Genomic DNA, 15476 nt, shown 5'->3' on the forward strand with positions numbered 1-15476 from the left:
GAGGCAGCACCAACATAGTTGCTTCGGCTTACGCCGATCCCCCCTCCCAGCCTCCCCCACAAGGGGGGAGGTGCTGGCCTTGTGCGTATGGGAGCGCCCAAGAAAAGAATGCACCCTCCCCTTGATGGGGAGGGCTGGGGAGGGGTGAAGCCACAAGCGCGGATATGAAATGCGAAGGGCCCTGTCTTCACGGCGGAAGCGGGCTCACGAAATCTGCAGCAGGAACCGCCGGACGGTCAGCCGCGAGGTGATGGCGGTGAGCCCCGCGATCACCATCACGACCCCGGCAATGCCCAAAAGCCCGTTGAGCCCCAGAGCGAACCGACCGAAGAAAAAGCCGAGCTGGGCCGAAGAGGGTTCGGGCATCACCGCGTTTATCGCCATCCCCACGGCGATGAAAAAGACGATGGCCGCCAGCCCGCCCGCCGCGCCGCCCTTCAGCCCGATCATCAGGAACCGGCCCTGGAACTCTCCGGCGATGAACCGGTTCGAGGCGCCGATGAAATGGAGCACGTCGACGATCTCGCGGTTGGTGGACATGGTGCCGCGCGTGGCAAAAACGATGGCGAGCGCGGTGGCGACCAGGATGAGCGAGAGGACCAATATGCCCGAGACGACGATGGTGCCGGCCATGGTATTGAGCTGGACGCGCCAGGCGGCGTGGGTTTCGAGCCCCGCCCCTGCGATCCCCGCGATCTCGCTTTCGAGCCGGGTGATGTCGGCGGCGTTGGGGTCGGAAAGCCTCACGATCACGAGGCGGGGGATGGAAAGATCGGAAAGATCGAGCCCGGCCCCCAGCCAGGGTTCGAGCAGAGCCTCGCTTTCCTCGAGCGAGAGCGCGCGCGCCTCGGCGACGCCGGGAATGGCTTCGGCAAGCGAAATGGCCAGCCTTATATTGCTTTCGAGCACCTCGCCATCGACGGGGCGGATCTGGATGGTGAGTTCGCGCCCCACATCGGCCGACCAGCCCACCGCCGATTTCTGGACGAGCAGCACCCCCCCGAAGGTGACGCAGGACAGGAAGGTCATGATCCCGATGAGCAGCATCAGCGTGCGCCCGGCCACCGACTGGGCGGGCACGATGGGACCGGGGCGGTAAAAGCCGATCTTGAGACCCTCACTCATGGATGACCAGTTCCCCCTCGTTCAAGAGCATGCGCGGATAGCCGAACTTGTCGAGCAGCGCCAGCTCGTGGGTGGCGAGGATGATCGTCGTCCCCATGCGGTTGAGCTCCTCGAAAAGATGCAGCAGGCGCTCGGACAATTCGGGGTCGACATTGCCGGTGGGCTCGTCGGCAAGAAGGATGTCGGGCTTGGCGATCACCGCGCGGGCGATGGCCGCGCGCTGCTTTTCCCCACCCGACAAAAGCGAAGGATAGGCGTCCATGCGGTCGCCCAGTCCGACCCAGTCGAGCAGTTCCTCGACATTGGCGCGGTAGCTCGTTTCCGACTGGCCGCGCACGCGCAAGGGAAGTGCGACGTTCTCGAAGGTCGTCAGGTGATCGAGCAGGCGAAACTCCTGGAAGACGATGCCGATATGACGGCGCATCTGCAACAGCCGGTCGCGGTCGAGCTTGATGACGTCCTCGCCGAACATGGTGACCCGGCCGCGCGTCGGTTTGAGCGAAAGCAGCAGGAGGCGCAGCAGCGAGGTCTTGCCCGAGCCCGATGGCCCGGTCAGGAAATGGAACGAGCCGGGATCGATGGAAAAGGACAGGTCCTTGAGGATTTCCGGGCCATGGCCGTAACGCAGCCCTACATTTTCAAATGCGATCAACCGGTGCCTCTTGTTCCCGAATCACCTCTATGGGCGCGATAATATCAGTCATCGCGCTCCAGTGGCCGTATTGGGGCGGTGTTTTAAGAGTTTTAACCCAAAGCGCCCTAGGGTGCGGCATGCACCCCATCAACCTTTGCGCCGGGTCCGCCGCGTGATCATCACCTGCCCCAATTGTCAGACCCGTTACAGGGTTGCGTCCGATGCGCTGAGCGCGGCGGGACGGCAGGTGCAGTGCGCGACCTGTGCGCAGATGTGGATGGCGACGCCCAGCTTCCCCCCGCCGCCGGACCCGTTCGACGATCCCGATCCCGATGACGACGAGCTTGGCTTCCGCGCCGATGACGATACGCTGTTCGGCGAGGCGGATGAAACGATGCTCGATGCCGCGTTCATCGCGGAAGAAGAACGCGAAAACGGCCCGCCGGAACCGCCCGGGGACCCTCCCATCGTCCGAAAGCGCAGCGGGGAGGGCGATGGCGTTTTGGTACGGGCGCGTATGGATGAACTGGCCAGGCGGCGCAATGCGGCAATCCGCAAACTGCCCATGGCGCGCTTTCGCCGGGCGGCCCGGGTCGTGCTGGTGCTGATAATGGTGATAAGCGTTGCCGCGGGGATCTGGCTGCGCACCGATATCGTGCGCAATTACCCGGAAATGGATGCGTTTTACCGGCTCCTGGGCCTGGGCACCAATGTCATCGGGCTCCAGATCGGCGATCTTAACATTTTGCGAACCACCCGCGATGGAAACCCGGTGATCTTGGTCCATGCGGAGGTATCAAATACGACCGCGGGCCTTGTCCCTGTGCCCAACGTGCTGGTGAGCCTGCTGGGTATGGACCGGCAGGTGATCTACGAATGGAGCGTCACGCCCTCGGTGCGCAGCATCCTGCCGGGGGACGTGCTTTCGATCGATACGCAACTGACCTCGCCACCGGCGGGGGTGGAAACGGTGCGACTGAGCTTTGTCGAAGGGTCGGCGCCGTAAATGAACGTCAATAACGAACCGCGTGCCCGGACACGCAAACCAGACAGGGGTGGGAAGATGGCACGCATACTGGTGGCCGAAGACGATGACAATGTCCGCGCGTTCGTGGTGCGCGCGCTCGAAATGTCCGGGCACGTCGTGAGCTTTGCCGAAGATGGCGGGCTGGCGCTCGAGGCGGTGGCCGAGGCCGATGGCGCGTTCGATCTCCTGCTCTCCGACATCAAGATGCCGGTGATGGACGGCATCGGTCTGGCGCTTTCGGTCAGTTCGGCCTATCCGGACCTCAAGATCATGCTCATGACCGGCTTTGCCGACCAGCGCGAACGCGCGCACGGGCTCGATGCGCTGGTCTATGACGTGCTCAACAAGCCCTTCTCGCTCGCGCAACTGGTCGAAAAGGTCGCCGACGCGCTGGCCGGGCGGCCAGTCGAGATCGTGCCGCTGGCGCGGTCGGTTTAGGGTTTTCCGCCTCGATATCCGGAGCTTTTGGACAAGCACCGCACACCCCTCACCCCCAACCCCTCTCCCGCAAGGGGAGAGGGGGGCTCGTAAGCCGATATATCCGCAGGATTACCCTTCTCCCCTTGAGGGAGAAGGTGGCCGGAGCGAAGCGGAGGTCGGATGAGGGGTGCGCGATGCCTCCGGGAGCGCAGAATGGGGCGGCTTTTACTTCTCGCCCAGATACGCCACCAGAATATCGAGCGCCGCCTTGAGGTCGGTCTTGTCGATCATTTCGGTAACGGTGTGGATGTAGCGGGTGCCCACCACGATCCCCACGGCCTTTGCGCCGGCAGCGGCCTGCTGGGCGGCGGCGCCGTCCTGGCCACCCGAAGCGAGGATGGTGCGCTGGAGGGGGATTTTCCTTTTTTCGGCCAGCGCCTCGATTTCCTCGACAAGGCCGATGTCGGCGATGAACGAGGAATCCTTGATGTGCAGGCCAAACCCCTTGCCCTGGACGGTGACGGTCTCGTTTTCGGGTACGCCCGGGGTATCGCAGGCAAGGGTCGTATCGATCCCCAGCCCGATATCGGGCTTGATGGCGTAGGAGGCGGTGCGGGCACCGCGCAGGCCAACCTCTTCCTGGGCGGTGAAGACGACGTGGATTTCGCAATCGTGCTTGATGCCGGATTTGTCGAGGGCGCGGACGGCCTCGATGCCCAGCCAGCAGGCGATGCGGTTGTCGAGCGCCTTTGAGACGATCTTGTCGCCCATCTCGATCAGCGGTTCGTCCATGACGATGTAGTCGCCGACCTTGACCTTGTTCCGGGTCTCCGCACCCAGCCCGATATCGACGAAGAACTCCTTGGTCTCGGGCACTTTCTTGCGCTCTTCGGGGCCGGAAATATGGACCGGGCGGCCGCCGGGGTTCATCACGCCCTTGTAGTCGCCGTCGCGCGTGCAAACGAGGACGCGGCGGGAAAACAGGTTTCGCGGGTCGAACCCGCCGACCGGATCGATATGGATCCAGCCCTTTTCGCTCACATGGGTGACGAGGAAGGCGATCTCGTCCATGTGGCACAGCAGCATGACCTTGAGCGGGTTCTTTGCGCCCGAGCGCGATTTACGCACGCAAAGGAGTGAGCCCATGGGATCGGTGCGGGTCTCGTCGAACAGGCCCTCGCTCTCTTTTTCGATAAGCGCGCGCACGCGCTGTTCGCGGCCGGGCGCGCCGGGGGTTTCGCAAAGGTCGCGGAGAAGATCGATATTCATGGGGAACTCCGGGGAAATCAGGGCAGGGCGAAATCGAGCAGAATATTGCGCTGGAAGCGATTGAAATTGTCGTCCGAGACGATGGCGATGCGCACCTCGCCATCCGGCAGGGTGCGCACCCCCAGACCTTCCATATTATCGATCTGCGCGCCAGAGGCGACAAGGATGATTTCGCCGTCGAGGGTTGCGCCGGGGCGCACGGTTTGGGCGGGGATGCGGCGGATCTGCATGGAAAAGGTAAGAAAGGATAGGCCGCGTTCGAGCACCAGAAGGTCGCCATCGGGCAGGAATGCGCAATCGGTGGGGTTGAGGCCGGGGGACTGGACGAGGTGCAGATCGCCCTTGTCGTGTACACCCAAAAGGGTCGCGGCCCAGGTGCCGGGCGCGCGCGAATGGCCCTCGGCGATGATAAGGGTCGAGCCGGCGATCGGGGAGGCGGGCGGGGCGATGCAGACCGATTCAATGGATCCGTTGTCGCGCAGCGCGGTCATCCAGTCGGGAATGGCAACGGGCCGCGCCGCGCCGTGGGGACGGCCATTGGCAAGCTCGAAATCGGCAAGGCGGGCAAGGTGCTCGAAGCCGACGCGGACGGTGGCGGGCGCGCCATCGCGGAACACCACCTCGATCGCCTCGGAATCGGACGAGAACTTGCTGGGCAGCGGATTGCCCGCCGAATTGCGGATCACGTCGATCTCGACGTTCTCAAGCCCCGCCGGGGTCAGTTCACCGGAGACGAACCGGCCCTCGTCGGTGACCATCACGAAGCGGGCGGCGTCGAGAAAGGCAAGGCTTGAAAGCCCGCCGAACTCGGGGCGGTCGCCGGTCATGACGAAACCGCCGCGAAAGACGAGGCCATCGACCGGCTGGCCGATGGCGGCGCCCTTGAAGGTCGCGATGGGGGTGGAGGTGATGGAGACGGGTTCGGCGGCTAGGGTACTGGCCCCCCAAAGCAAACCTATCAGAAGGCCGATATATCGCGCACCCCTCATCCGACCTTTCGCTTCGCGAAAGCCCACCTTCTCCCTCAAGGGGAGAAGGGTATCCCGTGTATGCCTCGGCTCTCGAGCCCCCCTCTCCCCTTGAGGGAGAGGGGTTGGGGGTGAGGGGTGCGCCAAGGCCACCGGACTGCCCGGGCTGCTCACCGCCGCTTCCGCGCCGCGGAGGGTGGTTCCTCGTCGAACAGTGCGGCGAGATTATCCGTCATGGCGCCAGCCAGCTCGTCCGCGTCGAGGATGGTGACTGCGCGGCGGTAATAGCGGGTGACGTCGTGGCCGATGCCGATGGCGACCAGTTGCACGGGCGAGCGGGTTTCTATGTCCTCGATCACGGCGCGCAGATGCGCTTCGAGATAGTTGCCGGGGTTGACGCTTTGGGTCGAATCATCGACCGGCGCGCCGTCGGAAATGACCATCAGGATGCGCCGGTTCTCGGGCCGGGCAAGCAGGCGCTTGTGGGCCCATTGCAGCGCTTCGCCATCGATATTTTCCTTGAGCAGCCCCTCGCGCATCATCAGCCCCAGATTGCGCTTGGCGTGCCGCCAGGGTTCGTCGGCGCTCTTGTAGATGATGTGGCGGATGTCGTTGACGCGGCCCGGATTGGGTGGACGTCCCGCATCGAGCCAGGCTTCGCGCGATTTGCCGCCCTTCCAGGCACGGGTGGTGAAGCCCAAAATTTCGACCTTTACCCCGCAGCGCTCGAGCGTGCGGGCAAGGATGTCGCCGCAGATCGCCGCGATGGTGATCGGGCGGCCGCGCATGGAGCCCGAATTGTCGATCAGGAGCGTCACCACCGTGTCGCGGAATTCGGTGTCGCGCTCTTCCTTGAAGCTCAGTGCCTGCAAGGGATCGGTCACGACGCGGGTGAGGCGCGCGGTATCGAGCACGCCTTCCTCGAGGTCGAAATCCCAGCCCCGGTTCTGCTGCGCCATCAGGCGGCGCTGGAGCTTGTTGGCCAGCCGGGCGACGGCGCCCGCAAGGTTTTCGAGCTGCTTGTCGAGCAGCATGCGGAGTTGGTCGAGTTCTTCGGTGGGACAGAGATCGGCGGCCGAGATCACCTCGTCGAACTTTTCGGTGAAGATGCGGTAGGCAGGCTGGTTGGAAAGCCGGTGCTCGCCTTCGCCCTGCGGGGGCGGGGCGGGGGAATCCTCACCAACCTCGCTGGTCGCTTCCTCATCGCTGTCGGCGGTGTCGGCGTCTAGCCCATCGACGTCGCCGGCTTCCTCATGATCGCCAGGCGCCTCGTCGGTGCCTTCGGCGTCCGCGCCTTCGCTGTCGCCCTGCTGCTCGTCCTCGTCTCCGTTGACCGCCTGATTGTTCTGGGCATCGTCCGCGCCGTCGGACTGGCCGTTATCGGTGGGGTCCGGCTCGGTGTCGGCAATGAGGTCGAGATCGCGCAGGATGGTGCGGGTGGCCTTGGAAAAGGCCGCCTGGTCGTCGAGCAGCCCGGACAGCGCCGCGATCGAGGTGCCGCTGCGCGCCTCGATCCTTTCGCGCCAGAGGTTGACGAGGGGCGCGCCCGAAGGGGGCACGGGAATGCCGGCGGCTTTTTCGCGCAGGATCAGTCCCAACGCCTCGGCCAGCGGAGCATCGGCGATGTCGCTTACATTGGCGTAATTGGCGCGGAACAGCCGGTCCTCAAGCATTTCCCCGATATTGCCACCCATCCCGGCCATGCGGGTTGCACCCAGAGCCTCGACGCGGGCCTGTTCGAGCGCATCGAAGGCGGCGCGGGCATCGGGATCTTTGGGCGTCATGCGCCGATGGGTATCGGGGTCGTGGCTGGCCATGCGCATGGCGATCGCATCGCCCTGCCCGCGGGCGATGGCGATGTCGCGCGAGGTGGGCAGGCGCGGCAACGCGGCCAGACGCGCCTTGTCGGCGGTAAGGATGGGCCGGTCGGCGGTAAAGGACACCTCGAGCTCGGCCTTGCCCGCAACCGTGCGCACCACCGCGCCCACGGCGGATTTGAACACCGTCGTGGGGTCGGGATTGTTGGCTTTGCTGTTGCGTGGTGGCTGGGCCATTGGAGTTCTCAATCAGTCTGCGGCGCCGGCGGTTCGCTTTGCTCCCCCCTCCCAGCCTCCCCCACAAGGGGGGAGATGCTGGATCGTGCCACTGGCAGTCCCTTTCGCTCCGTAGCACCCTCCCCTTGATGGGGAGGGCTGGGGAGGGGTGAAGCCATGGTCACCGGGCTTGCATGCCCTAAGCCGAAATCGCCAGGTTTGCCGCCGATTCCGGCAGGTCCTCGCCAAAGACGCGCTGGTAGAATTCGGCGACGACGGGGCGTTCGAGTTCGTCGCATTTGTTGAGGAAGGTCAGCCGGAAGGCAAAGCCGACATCGCCGAAGATCTCGGCGTTCTCGGCCCAGGTGATGACCGCGCGCGGGCTCATGACGGTGGAAAGATCGCCATTGATGAAGGCCGAGCGTGTGAGATCGGCGACGCGGACCATGTTGGAGACGAGCTTTCTGCCCTCTTCGGTCGCGGCGTAGGTCTTGTTCTTGGCCAGAACGATGCCGACTTCCTTTTCGTGGGGCAGATAGTTGAGCGTCACGACGATCGACCAGCGGTCCATCTGACCCTGGTTGATCTGCTGGGTGCCGTGATAAAGCCCCGAGGTATCGCCCAGCCCGATGGTATTGGTGGTCGAAAAGAGCCGGAAGGCCGGGTGCGGACGGATGACGCGGTTCTGGTCGAGCAGCGTCAGGCGCCCCGAGACCTCGAGCACGCGCTGGATGACGAACATCACGTCCGGGCGGCCCGCGTCGTATTCGTCGAAAACCAGCGCCACGTTGTTCTGTACCGCCCATGGCAGGATGCCGTCGCGGAACTCGGTCACCTGCTTGCCGTCCTTCAAGACGATCGCGTCCTTGCCGACAAGGTCGATACGGCTGACGTGGCTGTCGAGGTTGACGCGCACCAGCGGCCAGTTGAGCCGTGCGGCCACCTGCTCGATATGGGTCGATTTTCCGGTGCCGTGATAGCCCTGCACCATGACGCGGCGATTGAAGGCGAAGCCGGCGAGAATGGCGAGGGTGGTGTTGCGGTCGAACAGGTAATCGGGATCGATCTCGGGCACGTGATCGGTGCGCGCGCCATAGCCCTTGACCACCATGTCACTGTCGATGCCGAACAGGTCGCGGACCTTGTAGTCGGTGTCTGGCAGGTTGGAATACTCAGTCATAATTTGCCTCGTTGTGGCGCGTGAGAGCCACTGGAATGCGTTGCAGGCGCGGGGAGGGTTTCGCGTCGCGTCGGGAAATTGCGGGTGCGCTTATAACAGCGATATTGCCATATGCCCATATGGGCGGCTGCCGCAAGGGGGAACCGGGATCAATCCGCAACCCGGAGCCCGGCGAAGCATCGCGCACCCCTCACCCCCAGCCCCTCTCCCGCAAGGGGAGAGGGGGGCTCAAAAGCTGAGACATCCGGAGGGTTACCCTTCTCCCCTTGAGGGAGAAGGTGGGCTTTCGCTTGAAGCGAAAGGTCGGATGAGGGGTACTGCGATGCTTGCCAAGCCCTCGAATGTCAAACCAGCCCCCGGCTCTTCAAATGGTTATACGCCACGATGATCGCCCGCAGCCGGTCTTCCGAGCTTCTGTCGCCGCCATTGGCGTCGGGGTGGTGGAGCTTGACCAGCGCCTTATAGGCCGACTTGATCTCGGTGGCGGGCTTGCGGCCTTCAAGGCCGAGGGTTTCGAGCGCCATCCGGTCCTGTCCGGTGAGCGTCACGTCGCGCTGGGAGCGGCCGGGGGTGCCGGTCTGGCGCGCCTGGTTGCGGCGGACGCGGGCGAACAGATTGTTGGGGTCGTTGAACTGGCGGGCCGAAAAGTCTCGGGTCTTGAACTTCCTGGGTTCGGGGTTGGAGCGCCCGAACCGGTTCGAGCCGAACGCCCAGGTCTCACGCGAGCCCGGCGCGTTCATCTTGGTTGCGTGCTCGGCGATTTCCTCGTCGTTCATGCCGGAAAAATAATTATAGGCCTTGTTGTAATGGCGGACGTGTTCGAGGCAGAAATTATGGAACTGGCCATCGGCACGTGCGCCCTTGGGGGCCTTGTAGAGACCGGTGCCCTCGCACCCCTCCCAATCACAAGCCGTACGGGCCGGCGCTTCGGCTTCAGAGGCGCGGCGAGGCTTGATGCGGATGGAATCAAAAATGCTGGACTTGGTGTTTATCGTCATCGATCCATATAAGGTGGCAGTGAGAGCTCGTTTAAGAACCGGGCATCATAGAGGTTTTCGGGCATGATGGCCCGCAACAAATCCGCACACGGTGCAGAAAGGGGTGTTGACACGATGAGCGTCGCCAGGGAAATCGAAGCCGTTCTCATGCAAGAATTTGCTCCAGGCCATATCGAGGTCATCGACGAATCCGAGCGCCATCGTGGGCATGCGGGATGGCGGGAAGGTGGCAACACCCATTTCCGCATCAGGATTTCCGCACCCGCCCTCGATGCGATGAGCCGGGTCGAGCAGCACCGGGCGATCAACGCTGTGCTAAAACCCCAGTTCGACGCCGGCCTGCACGCGCTGGCCATCGAGGTGAAAAAGAGCGGCGCGTTTTGAAAGATCGTGCTGGATCCCGGGCACGAGTCCCGGAAATGATATTGGCGGCTTTGGCCGATACCTGCCCCATTCCCGCTTGCTACCCCGGGTTCCAGACCGGCCCCGCAGCAATCGCGAGAGCCTTGAGGATTCCGTAAAACACCCTAACCCGCCTTCGTTTCCACCGGCGAAACCCGCAGGCGTGTGATCCGGTTGTGCGCCCTACGCAGGATCTTGAACCTCAGATTGTGGAAGGTGAAGAGCTGGCCCTGTTCGGGAATCAGCTTGGCTTCGTGGATGACGAGCCCGGCAATGGTCGTGGCCTCCTCGTCGGGTAGCCTCCAGTCCAGCGCGCGGTTGAGATCGCGGATCGGCAATGTGCCGTCGACAATATAGGAGCCGTCGGCCTGCTTGGTAAGGCCCTGCACCCCTGAATCGTGTTCATCGACGATGTCGCCGACGATCTCTTCCAGAATATCCTCAAGAGTGACGAGGCCCTGCACCTCGCCATATTCGTCAACGACCAGCGCGAAATGGCTCTTGCGCTTCAGAAACGCGTTGAGCTGGTCCTGAACCGAGGTGGTGTCGGGCACGAACCAGGGTTTGTAGGCGATCTTTGCGGGAGCGACCCTTGCAAGCTCGCCATCGGCCTTCTGGATGGCGCGCAATAAATCCTTGGCGTGGACGACGCCCACGATATTATCCTGCTTGTCCTTATAGAGCGGCACGCGGGTATAGGGGCTGTCGAGAATGGCGCCGATCAACTCCTCGGGCGGCATGGCGGCGTCCAGCGCGAGCATGCGCGTGCGGTGGACCATGACGTCGGAAACCTCGAGTTCGGAAAGATCGAGTACCCCGCCCAGCATGTCGCGGTCGCCCTTGACCACTTCCCCCTCGGAATGAAGGAAATCCACGGTGCCGCGCAATTCCTCATGGCCCGATATGGCCGAAGCCTTGTCGGCATCGAACCCGAAGAGCTTCAGGATCAGGTTGACGAGAAGCTGGATCATGCGGGTGATGGGGGCGAAAACCGCGACCACGAGCCGTACGGCGGGTGAAACGGTCATGGCAAAACCATCGGGCCGGATGAGCGCCAGCGTTTTGGGCAGAACCTCGGAGAAAACCACGACCAGCGCGGTCATCACAAGGGTGGCATAGGCGATGCCGGCTTCCCCGAAAATGCGGATCAAGACGCTGGCGGCCAGCGTCGAGGCGAGAATGTTGACAATGTTGTTGCCGAGCAGAAGCGCGCCGATCAGGCGCTCGCGTTCGGCGGTGAGCCTTTCCACGAGACCGGCGCGCGCGTTCCCGTTCCGCGCCAGCTGATGCATGCGCGCGCGCGAAGCGGCGGTCAGGGCCGTTTCCGAGCCGGAAAAGAAAAAACTCACACCCAGAAGCGCGAATATGGCGAGAGTCGAAAGCCAGAAGAGGGTGTCCATCATCGCATGTCCTCAAGAAAGGTGCTGACGGCGGCGGGGTCGATGTTCTTTTCGATAAAGGACTGCCCGATGCCCCGGGTAAGGATGAAGGTGAGGCTGCCGCGCGAGACCTTCTTGTCCTGGACTATGGCGTCCATCAGCACCTCGGTTGAAAGCCGTTCGCCGGGAATGTCGGAGAGCGCGGTGGGCAGGCCCACGGCCTTTAGATGCGCCTCGACGCGGCCCGCGTCCTGGGAGGGGCACAGCCCCAGACGCGCCGAGAATTTGTGCGCGAGAGCCATGCCGATGGCGACGCCCTCGCCATGCAGGAGCCGGCCGGAAAACCCGGTGGCCTTTTCGAGCGCATGGCCAAAGGTGTGCCCGAGGTTCAAAAGCGCGCGGACACCCTGCTCGGTCTCGTCCTCGACGACGACGCGCGCCTTGGCCGCGCAGGATCGTGCGATGGCTTCGGCGCGGGCCGGGCCGCCTGAAAAGATCTCGCGGTGGTTGGCTTCGAGCCAGAAAAAGAACGCCGCATTGTCGATCAACCCGTATTTGGCGATCTCGGCATAGCCGGCGCGGAACTGGCGCAGGGGCAGCGTATCGAGGGCGGCAAGGTCGGCCAGGACGAGACCGGGCTGGTGGAAGGCGCCCACGAGGTTTTTCCCGAACCCGGAATTGATGCCGGTCTTGCCCCCGACCGAGGAATCGACCTGGGCGAGCAGCGATGTGGGGATCTGGACAAAGCCCATGCCGCGCCGGGCGATGGCGGCGGCAAATCCCGCCAGATCGCCGATCACCCCGCCGCCCAGCGCAATGAGGATATCGCCGCGCTCGAGGCGCGCGCGCAAAAGGAAATCGACCGTTTCCTTGAGATGGGGCCAGGACTTGGTCGCTTCGCCCGCAGGCAGCGTCAGGAGGGCATGGTCGAGGCCGTGGGCGTCAAGGCTCGCGGCAAGCCGCGGCAGTTGGGCGGTGGCGACGTTTTCGTCGGTCACGATGCCGAAGCGGGCGCCGGGAAAGAGGGTGTCGAGGAACGCGCCCGCCTTGTCGATGGCGTCGGGGGCGATGACGATGTCGTAGGCGCGCGCGCCCAGCGGCACATGGACGGTGCTGGCGGTGCTATCGGACGTCGGCATTTTTCATCTCGCTGGAAAGGTGGGCCGAAAGGGCCCTTGTGATCTGTTCCACCACCATTTCGTGGGGCACGTCGCTGGAGGTGACGGTGATGTCGGCGAGCGCGTAGGTGGGGTAGCGCGCCTCGATCAGCCTTTGCAGCGTCCCGCGCGGATCGGGGGTATGGAGCAGGGGACGGTTGGAGCGTTTGGAGACGCGGGCGAACAGGATCTCGAAATCGGCCTTGAGCCAGACCGATACCGCGCTCCTGCCGATCACCTCGCGGGTTTCCGCGCTCATGAACGCGCCGCCCCCCGTGGCGATGACCCCGGGATGCTCGCGCAGGAGCCGGGCGATGACGCGGGCCTCCCCGGCGCGGAATTCATCCTCGCCGCGTGCGGCAAAGATTTCGGGGATCGACATGGCGGCGGCGGTCTCGATCTCGGCGTCGCTGTCGACGAAACCGAGCCCGAGTCGGGCGGCAAGGCGGCGGCCCACCGTGGTCTTGCCCGAGCCCATCATCCCCACGATGACGATCGGACGCCCGGCCAGCCGCGCAACGATGTCGCTGTCCGGGAGGGAAATGGAGCTCTGGTCCGGCGCACTGGCCATGGGCGCGAAGGGGTCCTGCAGTGTTCGTTCGCGCATCAAGCCTTCCCTTGTCCGGATGTCAAGGCGCGCCTTGCGGGCAGGGGGCAAATCTGGGAAAATTGCCTATTCCCATAAATGTTGTTTGCCGATGCCCACCCTTTTCCGCCTCCTGACTGTCGCTGCGATCCTGGTGGGCCTCGTCTATGGGGCGATGTATGCGCTCGTGGCCATGGTCGAGCCGCGCGAGCGCGAGGTGACGGTCAGGGTGCCGGCGCGGGTCCTGCTCTCGGGGGCCCAGTGAGCGGGCGGGACGGGCATCTGCTCGAAGCGTTTCTCGAAATGATGAGCGCCGAACGCGGGGCGGCGGCCAATACCATTGCGGCCTATGGGCGCGACCTCGCCGATTACCTGGGGTTTCTCGCGCGCAAGAAAATGCGTGTTGCAGAGGCGGGAAAGGACGAGGTTGCCGCCTATATCGGGGGGCTCCAGGCCGAGGGGCTGGCGGCAAGCTCGGTCGCGCGGCGGCTGAGCGCGGTGCGGCAATTTCACCGGTTTCTCGTTGCCGATGCCATCAAGGGGGACGACCCCACGCGCATCCTTGCGACCCCAAAGGCCCGGCGCGGCCTGCCAAAAGTGATGAGCGTCGATGAGGTCGACCGGCTTTTGGCGCTGGCCGACAAGGAGGCGGCGAGCGGAGAGGAAAAGGCGGTCCGGCTCTATGTGCTGGTCGAATTGCTCTATGCCACCGGCTTGCGGGTGTCCGAACTGGTGGCGCTCGAACGCAAGGCGGTGACCGGGGATGCGGGGTATCTCACCATATCCGGCAAGGGCGGCAGGGAACGCGTGGTGCCGCTCAACGACCGGGCACGCGATGCGGTGAGGAAATGGGCGAAGGAAACCGGAAAGCAGAAATACCTTTTTCCGGCCAAGGGCGCCCAGGGCCATTTGAGCCGGCAGGTCTTTGCCCGCGACCTCAAGGAGCTGGCGGGGCGGGCGGGCCTTTCGTCCGACAAGGTTTCCCCGCACGTCCTGCGCCATGCCTTTGCCAGCCATCTGCTCCAGAACGGGGCCGACCTGCGGGTCGTGCAGATGCTGCTGGGCCATTCCGACATCTCGACGACGCAGATCTATACCCATGTGCTCGACGAGCATCTGCGCGCGCTATTGGAAACCAGCCATCCCTTGAGCGAGGGTCCTTGACATCGGAGCGGGCAATCGACACTTTCGCGCCACTTTGAGACCATAGCGCAAAGCCGCCCGGCCCTTGGCAGGGTATGCTGAACATGAGAAGGTTGCCCAAAACGGGCGGAGTGAATGCAGTCATATCTCGACTTTGAAAAGCCGGTTGCCGAGCTTGAGGGCAAGATCGCCGAGCTCAAATCCCTCGCCCAGACCGACGAGGCCGTTTCCATCGGCGACGAGGTGGTCCGGCTCCAGCAGCGCGCCGAAGAGGCGCTGCGCGACGTCTATAAAAGGCTTTCGCCCTGGCAGAAGACGCAGGTCGCGCGCCACCCGCAGCGCCCGCATTTTTCCAACTATATCCGCGCGCTGGTCAGCGAGTGGACACCGCTGGCGGGCGACCGCAAATTTGCCGAGGACCCCGCGATCCAGGCCGGGTTCGGGCGTATCGACGGGGTGCCCGTCGCCATTATGGGCCAGGAAAAGGGCAACGATACCGAAAGCCGGCTGAAACACAATTTCGGCATGGCGCGGCCCGAGGGCTACCGCAAGGCGGTGCGCATCATGGAGATGGCCGACCGGTTCGGACTGCCGGTGATCTCGTTCGTCGATACCGCCGGGGCCTATCCGGGGATCGGGGCCGAGGAGCGGGGCCAGGCCGAGGCGATCGCGCGCTCGACGGAAAAGTGCCTCGAAATCGGAGTGCCCAACCTCGCCGTCATCATCGGGGAAGGCGGCTCGGGCGGGGCGATCGCCATTGCGACGGCCAACCGGGTTCTGATGCTCGAGCACGCCGTCTATTCGGTGATCTCGCCAGAGGCGGGCGCCTCGATCCTGTTCAGGGACGCAGGCCGCGCCCAGGACATGGCGGCGGCCCAAAAGATTACCGCGCAGGACCTTCTGGCGCTCGGGGTGATCGACGGGATCATCGAGGAGCCCGTGGGCGGCGCGCACCGGCACCCCGAAAAGGTCATCGCCGACACGCGGGCCGCGATCAAAACCTTCCTTGCCGATTTCGACGATGGCCGCGGCCCGCTGGAAATCCGCGAGCACCGGCGCGAGAAATTCCTTGCCATCGGGTCCAGCCTCACCTGAAAGTGAGTGGGATTTTGCGCAAATTGCGCGAAATGTGATCGGCGGGGTGTAAAAGTCTTA

General features: G+C 64.1%; 16 protein-coding genes. 6 read left to right on the forward strand and 10 right to left on the reverse strand.

Translation table 11 applies throughout. The annotated features are described in order from the left end of the window. Positions 1-204 precede the first annotated feature (204 nt). Positions 205-1125: a cell division protein FtsX gene (locus tag DQG18_RS03015; RefSeq protein WP_116652718.1), complete on the reverse strand. Its 921-nt coding sequence runs from the start codon at positions 1123-1125 to the stop codon at positions 205-207. Then, positions 1118-1777: a cell division ATP-binding protein FtsE gene (ftsE, locus tag DQG18_RS03020; protein WP_116652719.1), complete on the reverse strand. Its 660-nt coding sequence runs from the start codon at positions 1775-1777 to the stop codon at positions 1118-1120. Before ftsE ends, DQG18_RS03015 begins: the two co-directional genes overlap by 8 nt. A gap of 154 nt (positions 1778-1931) precedes the next feature. On the opposite strand from ftsE, the gene DQG18_RS03025 reads away from it, so the two are divergent. Then, positions 1932-2765 (forward strand): MJ0042-type zinc finger domain-containing protein, encoded by an 834-nt coding sequence (locus tag DQG18_RS03025; RefSeq protein WP_157969976.1) that lies wholly within the window; start codon positions 1932-1934, stop codon positions 2763-2765. Between the two features lie 57 nt (positions 2766-2822). Next, complete coding sequence (locus DQG18_RS03030; RefSeq protein ID WP_116652811.1) at positions 2823-3224, forward strand: response regulator; 402 nt, start codon at positions 2823-2825, stop codon at positions 3222-3224. 207 nt (positions 3225-3431) lie between these two features. Here DQG18_RS03030 and DQG18_RS03035 read toward each other — a convergent pair whose 3' ends face one another. The 5 genes from DQG18_RS03035 to DQG18_RS03055 all read right to left on the reverse strand — a co-directional run bounded on the left by DQG18_RS03035 (position 3432) and on the right by DQG18_RS03055 (position 9654). Next, positions 3432-4475, reverse strand: a complete 1044-nt coding sequence (locus tag DQG18_RS03035) for a M42 family metallopeptidase (RefSeq protein WP_116652721.1) — start codon at positions 4473-4475, stop codon at positions 3432-3434. Between the two features lie 17 nt (positions 4476-4492). Next, the gene (locus DQG18_RS03040) at positions 4493-5464 is read right to left on the reverse strand and encodes an esterase-like activity of phytase family protein (protein WP_116652722.1); all 972 of its coding nucleotides are present in this window, start codon (positions 5462-5464) and stop codon (positions 4493-4495) included. A gap of 149 nt (positions 5465-5613) precedes the next feature. Next, positions 5614-7497, reverse strand: coding sequence for a cobaltochelatase subunit CobT (gene cobT, locus DQG18_RS03045; protein ID WP_116652723.1), 1884 nt, complete (start codon positions 7495-7497; stop codon positions 5614-5616). Between the two features lie 178 nt (positions 7498-7675). Further along, entirely contained in the window at positions 7676-8656 is a 981-nt protein-coding gene (cobS, locus tag DQG18_RS03050; RefSeq protein ID WP_116652724.1) for a cobaltochelatase subunit CobS, read from the reverse strand. Between the two features lie 344 nt (positions 8657-9000). Then, positions 9001-9654, reverse strand: coding sequence for a J domain-containing protein (locus DQG18_RS03055; protein ID WP_116652725.1), 654 nt, complete (start codon positions 9652-9654; stop codon positions 9001-9003). 114 nt (positions 9655-9768) lie between these two features. Here DQG18_RS03055 and DQG18_RS03060 point away from each other — a divergent pair, with 114 nt between their 5' ends. Beyond that, positions 9769-10038 (forward strand): BolA family protein, encoded by a 270-nt coding sequence (locus DQG18_RS03060; protein ID WP_116652812.1) that lies wholly within the window; start codon positions 9769-9771, stop codon positions 10036-10038. 143 nt (positions 10039-10181) lie between these two features. Here DQG18_RS03060 and DQG18_RS03065 read toward each other — a convergent pair whose 3' ends face one another. The 3 genes from DQG18_RS03065 to DQG18_RS03075 are packed head-to-tail and all read right to left on the reverse strand — an operon-like array spanning position 10182 to position 13199. Continuing rightward, positions 10182-11459, reverse strand: a complete 1278-nt coding sequence (locus DQG18_RS03065; RefSeq protein ID WP_116652726.1) for an HlyC/CorC family transporter — start codon at positions 11457-11459, stop codon at positions 10182-10184. Beyond that, entirely contained in the window at positions 11456-12574 is a 1119-nt protein-coding gene (aroB, locus tag DQG18_RS03070; protein WP_116652727.1) for a 3-dehydroquinate synthase, read from the reverse strand. The genes DQG18_RS03065 and aroB overlap by 4 nt, the downstream gene beginning before the upstream one ends. Further along, positions 12558-13199, reverse strand: a complete 642-nt coding sequence (locus tag DQG18_RS03075; protein WP_245958340.1) for a shikimate kinase — start codon at positions 13197-13199, stop codon at positions 12558-12560. The genes aroB and DQG18_RS03075 overlap by 17 nt, the downstream gene beginning before the upstream one ends. A 91-nt stretch (positions 13200-13290) precedes the next feature. On the opposite strand from DQG18_RS03075, the gene DQG18_RS16450 reads away from it, so the two are divergent. The 3 genes from DQG18_RS16450 to DQG18_RS03085 all read left to right on the forward strand — a co-directional run bounded on the left by DQG18_RS16450 (position 13291) and on the right by DQG18_RS03085 (position 15416). After that, on the forward strand, positions 13291-13443 hold the full coding sequence (locus DQG18_RS16450; protein WP_245958341.1) for a histidine kinase: 153 nt from the start codon (positions 13291-13293) through the stop codon (positions 13441-13443). Continuing rightward, on the forward strand, positions 13440-14342 hold the full coding sequence (locus DQG18_RS03080; protein WP_281270375.1) for a site-specific tyrosine recombinase XerD: 903 nt from the start codon (positions 13440-13442) through the stop codon (positions 14340-14342). Before DQG18_RS16450 ends, DQG18_RS03080 begins: the two co-directional genes overlap by 4 nt. 114 nt (positions 14343-14456) lie before the next feature. Beyond that, positions 14457-15416 carry an acetyl-CoA carboxylase carboxyltransferase subunit alpha gene (locus DQG18_RS03085; RefSeq protein ID WP_116652729.1) on the forward strand — a complete coding sequence of 320 codons (960 nt, stop codon included), beginning with the start codon at positions 14457-14459 and terminating at the stop codon, positions 15414-15416. Positions 15417-15476: the final 60 nt, after the last annotated feature.

The sequence above is a fragment of the Pelagibacterium sediminicola genome (assembly GCF_003390885.1).
In the GTDB taxonomy this organism is placed as follows: domain Bacteria; phylum Pseudomonadota; class Alphaproteobacteria; order Rhizobiales; family Devosiaceae; genus Pelagibacterium; species Pelagibacterium sediminicola.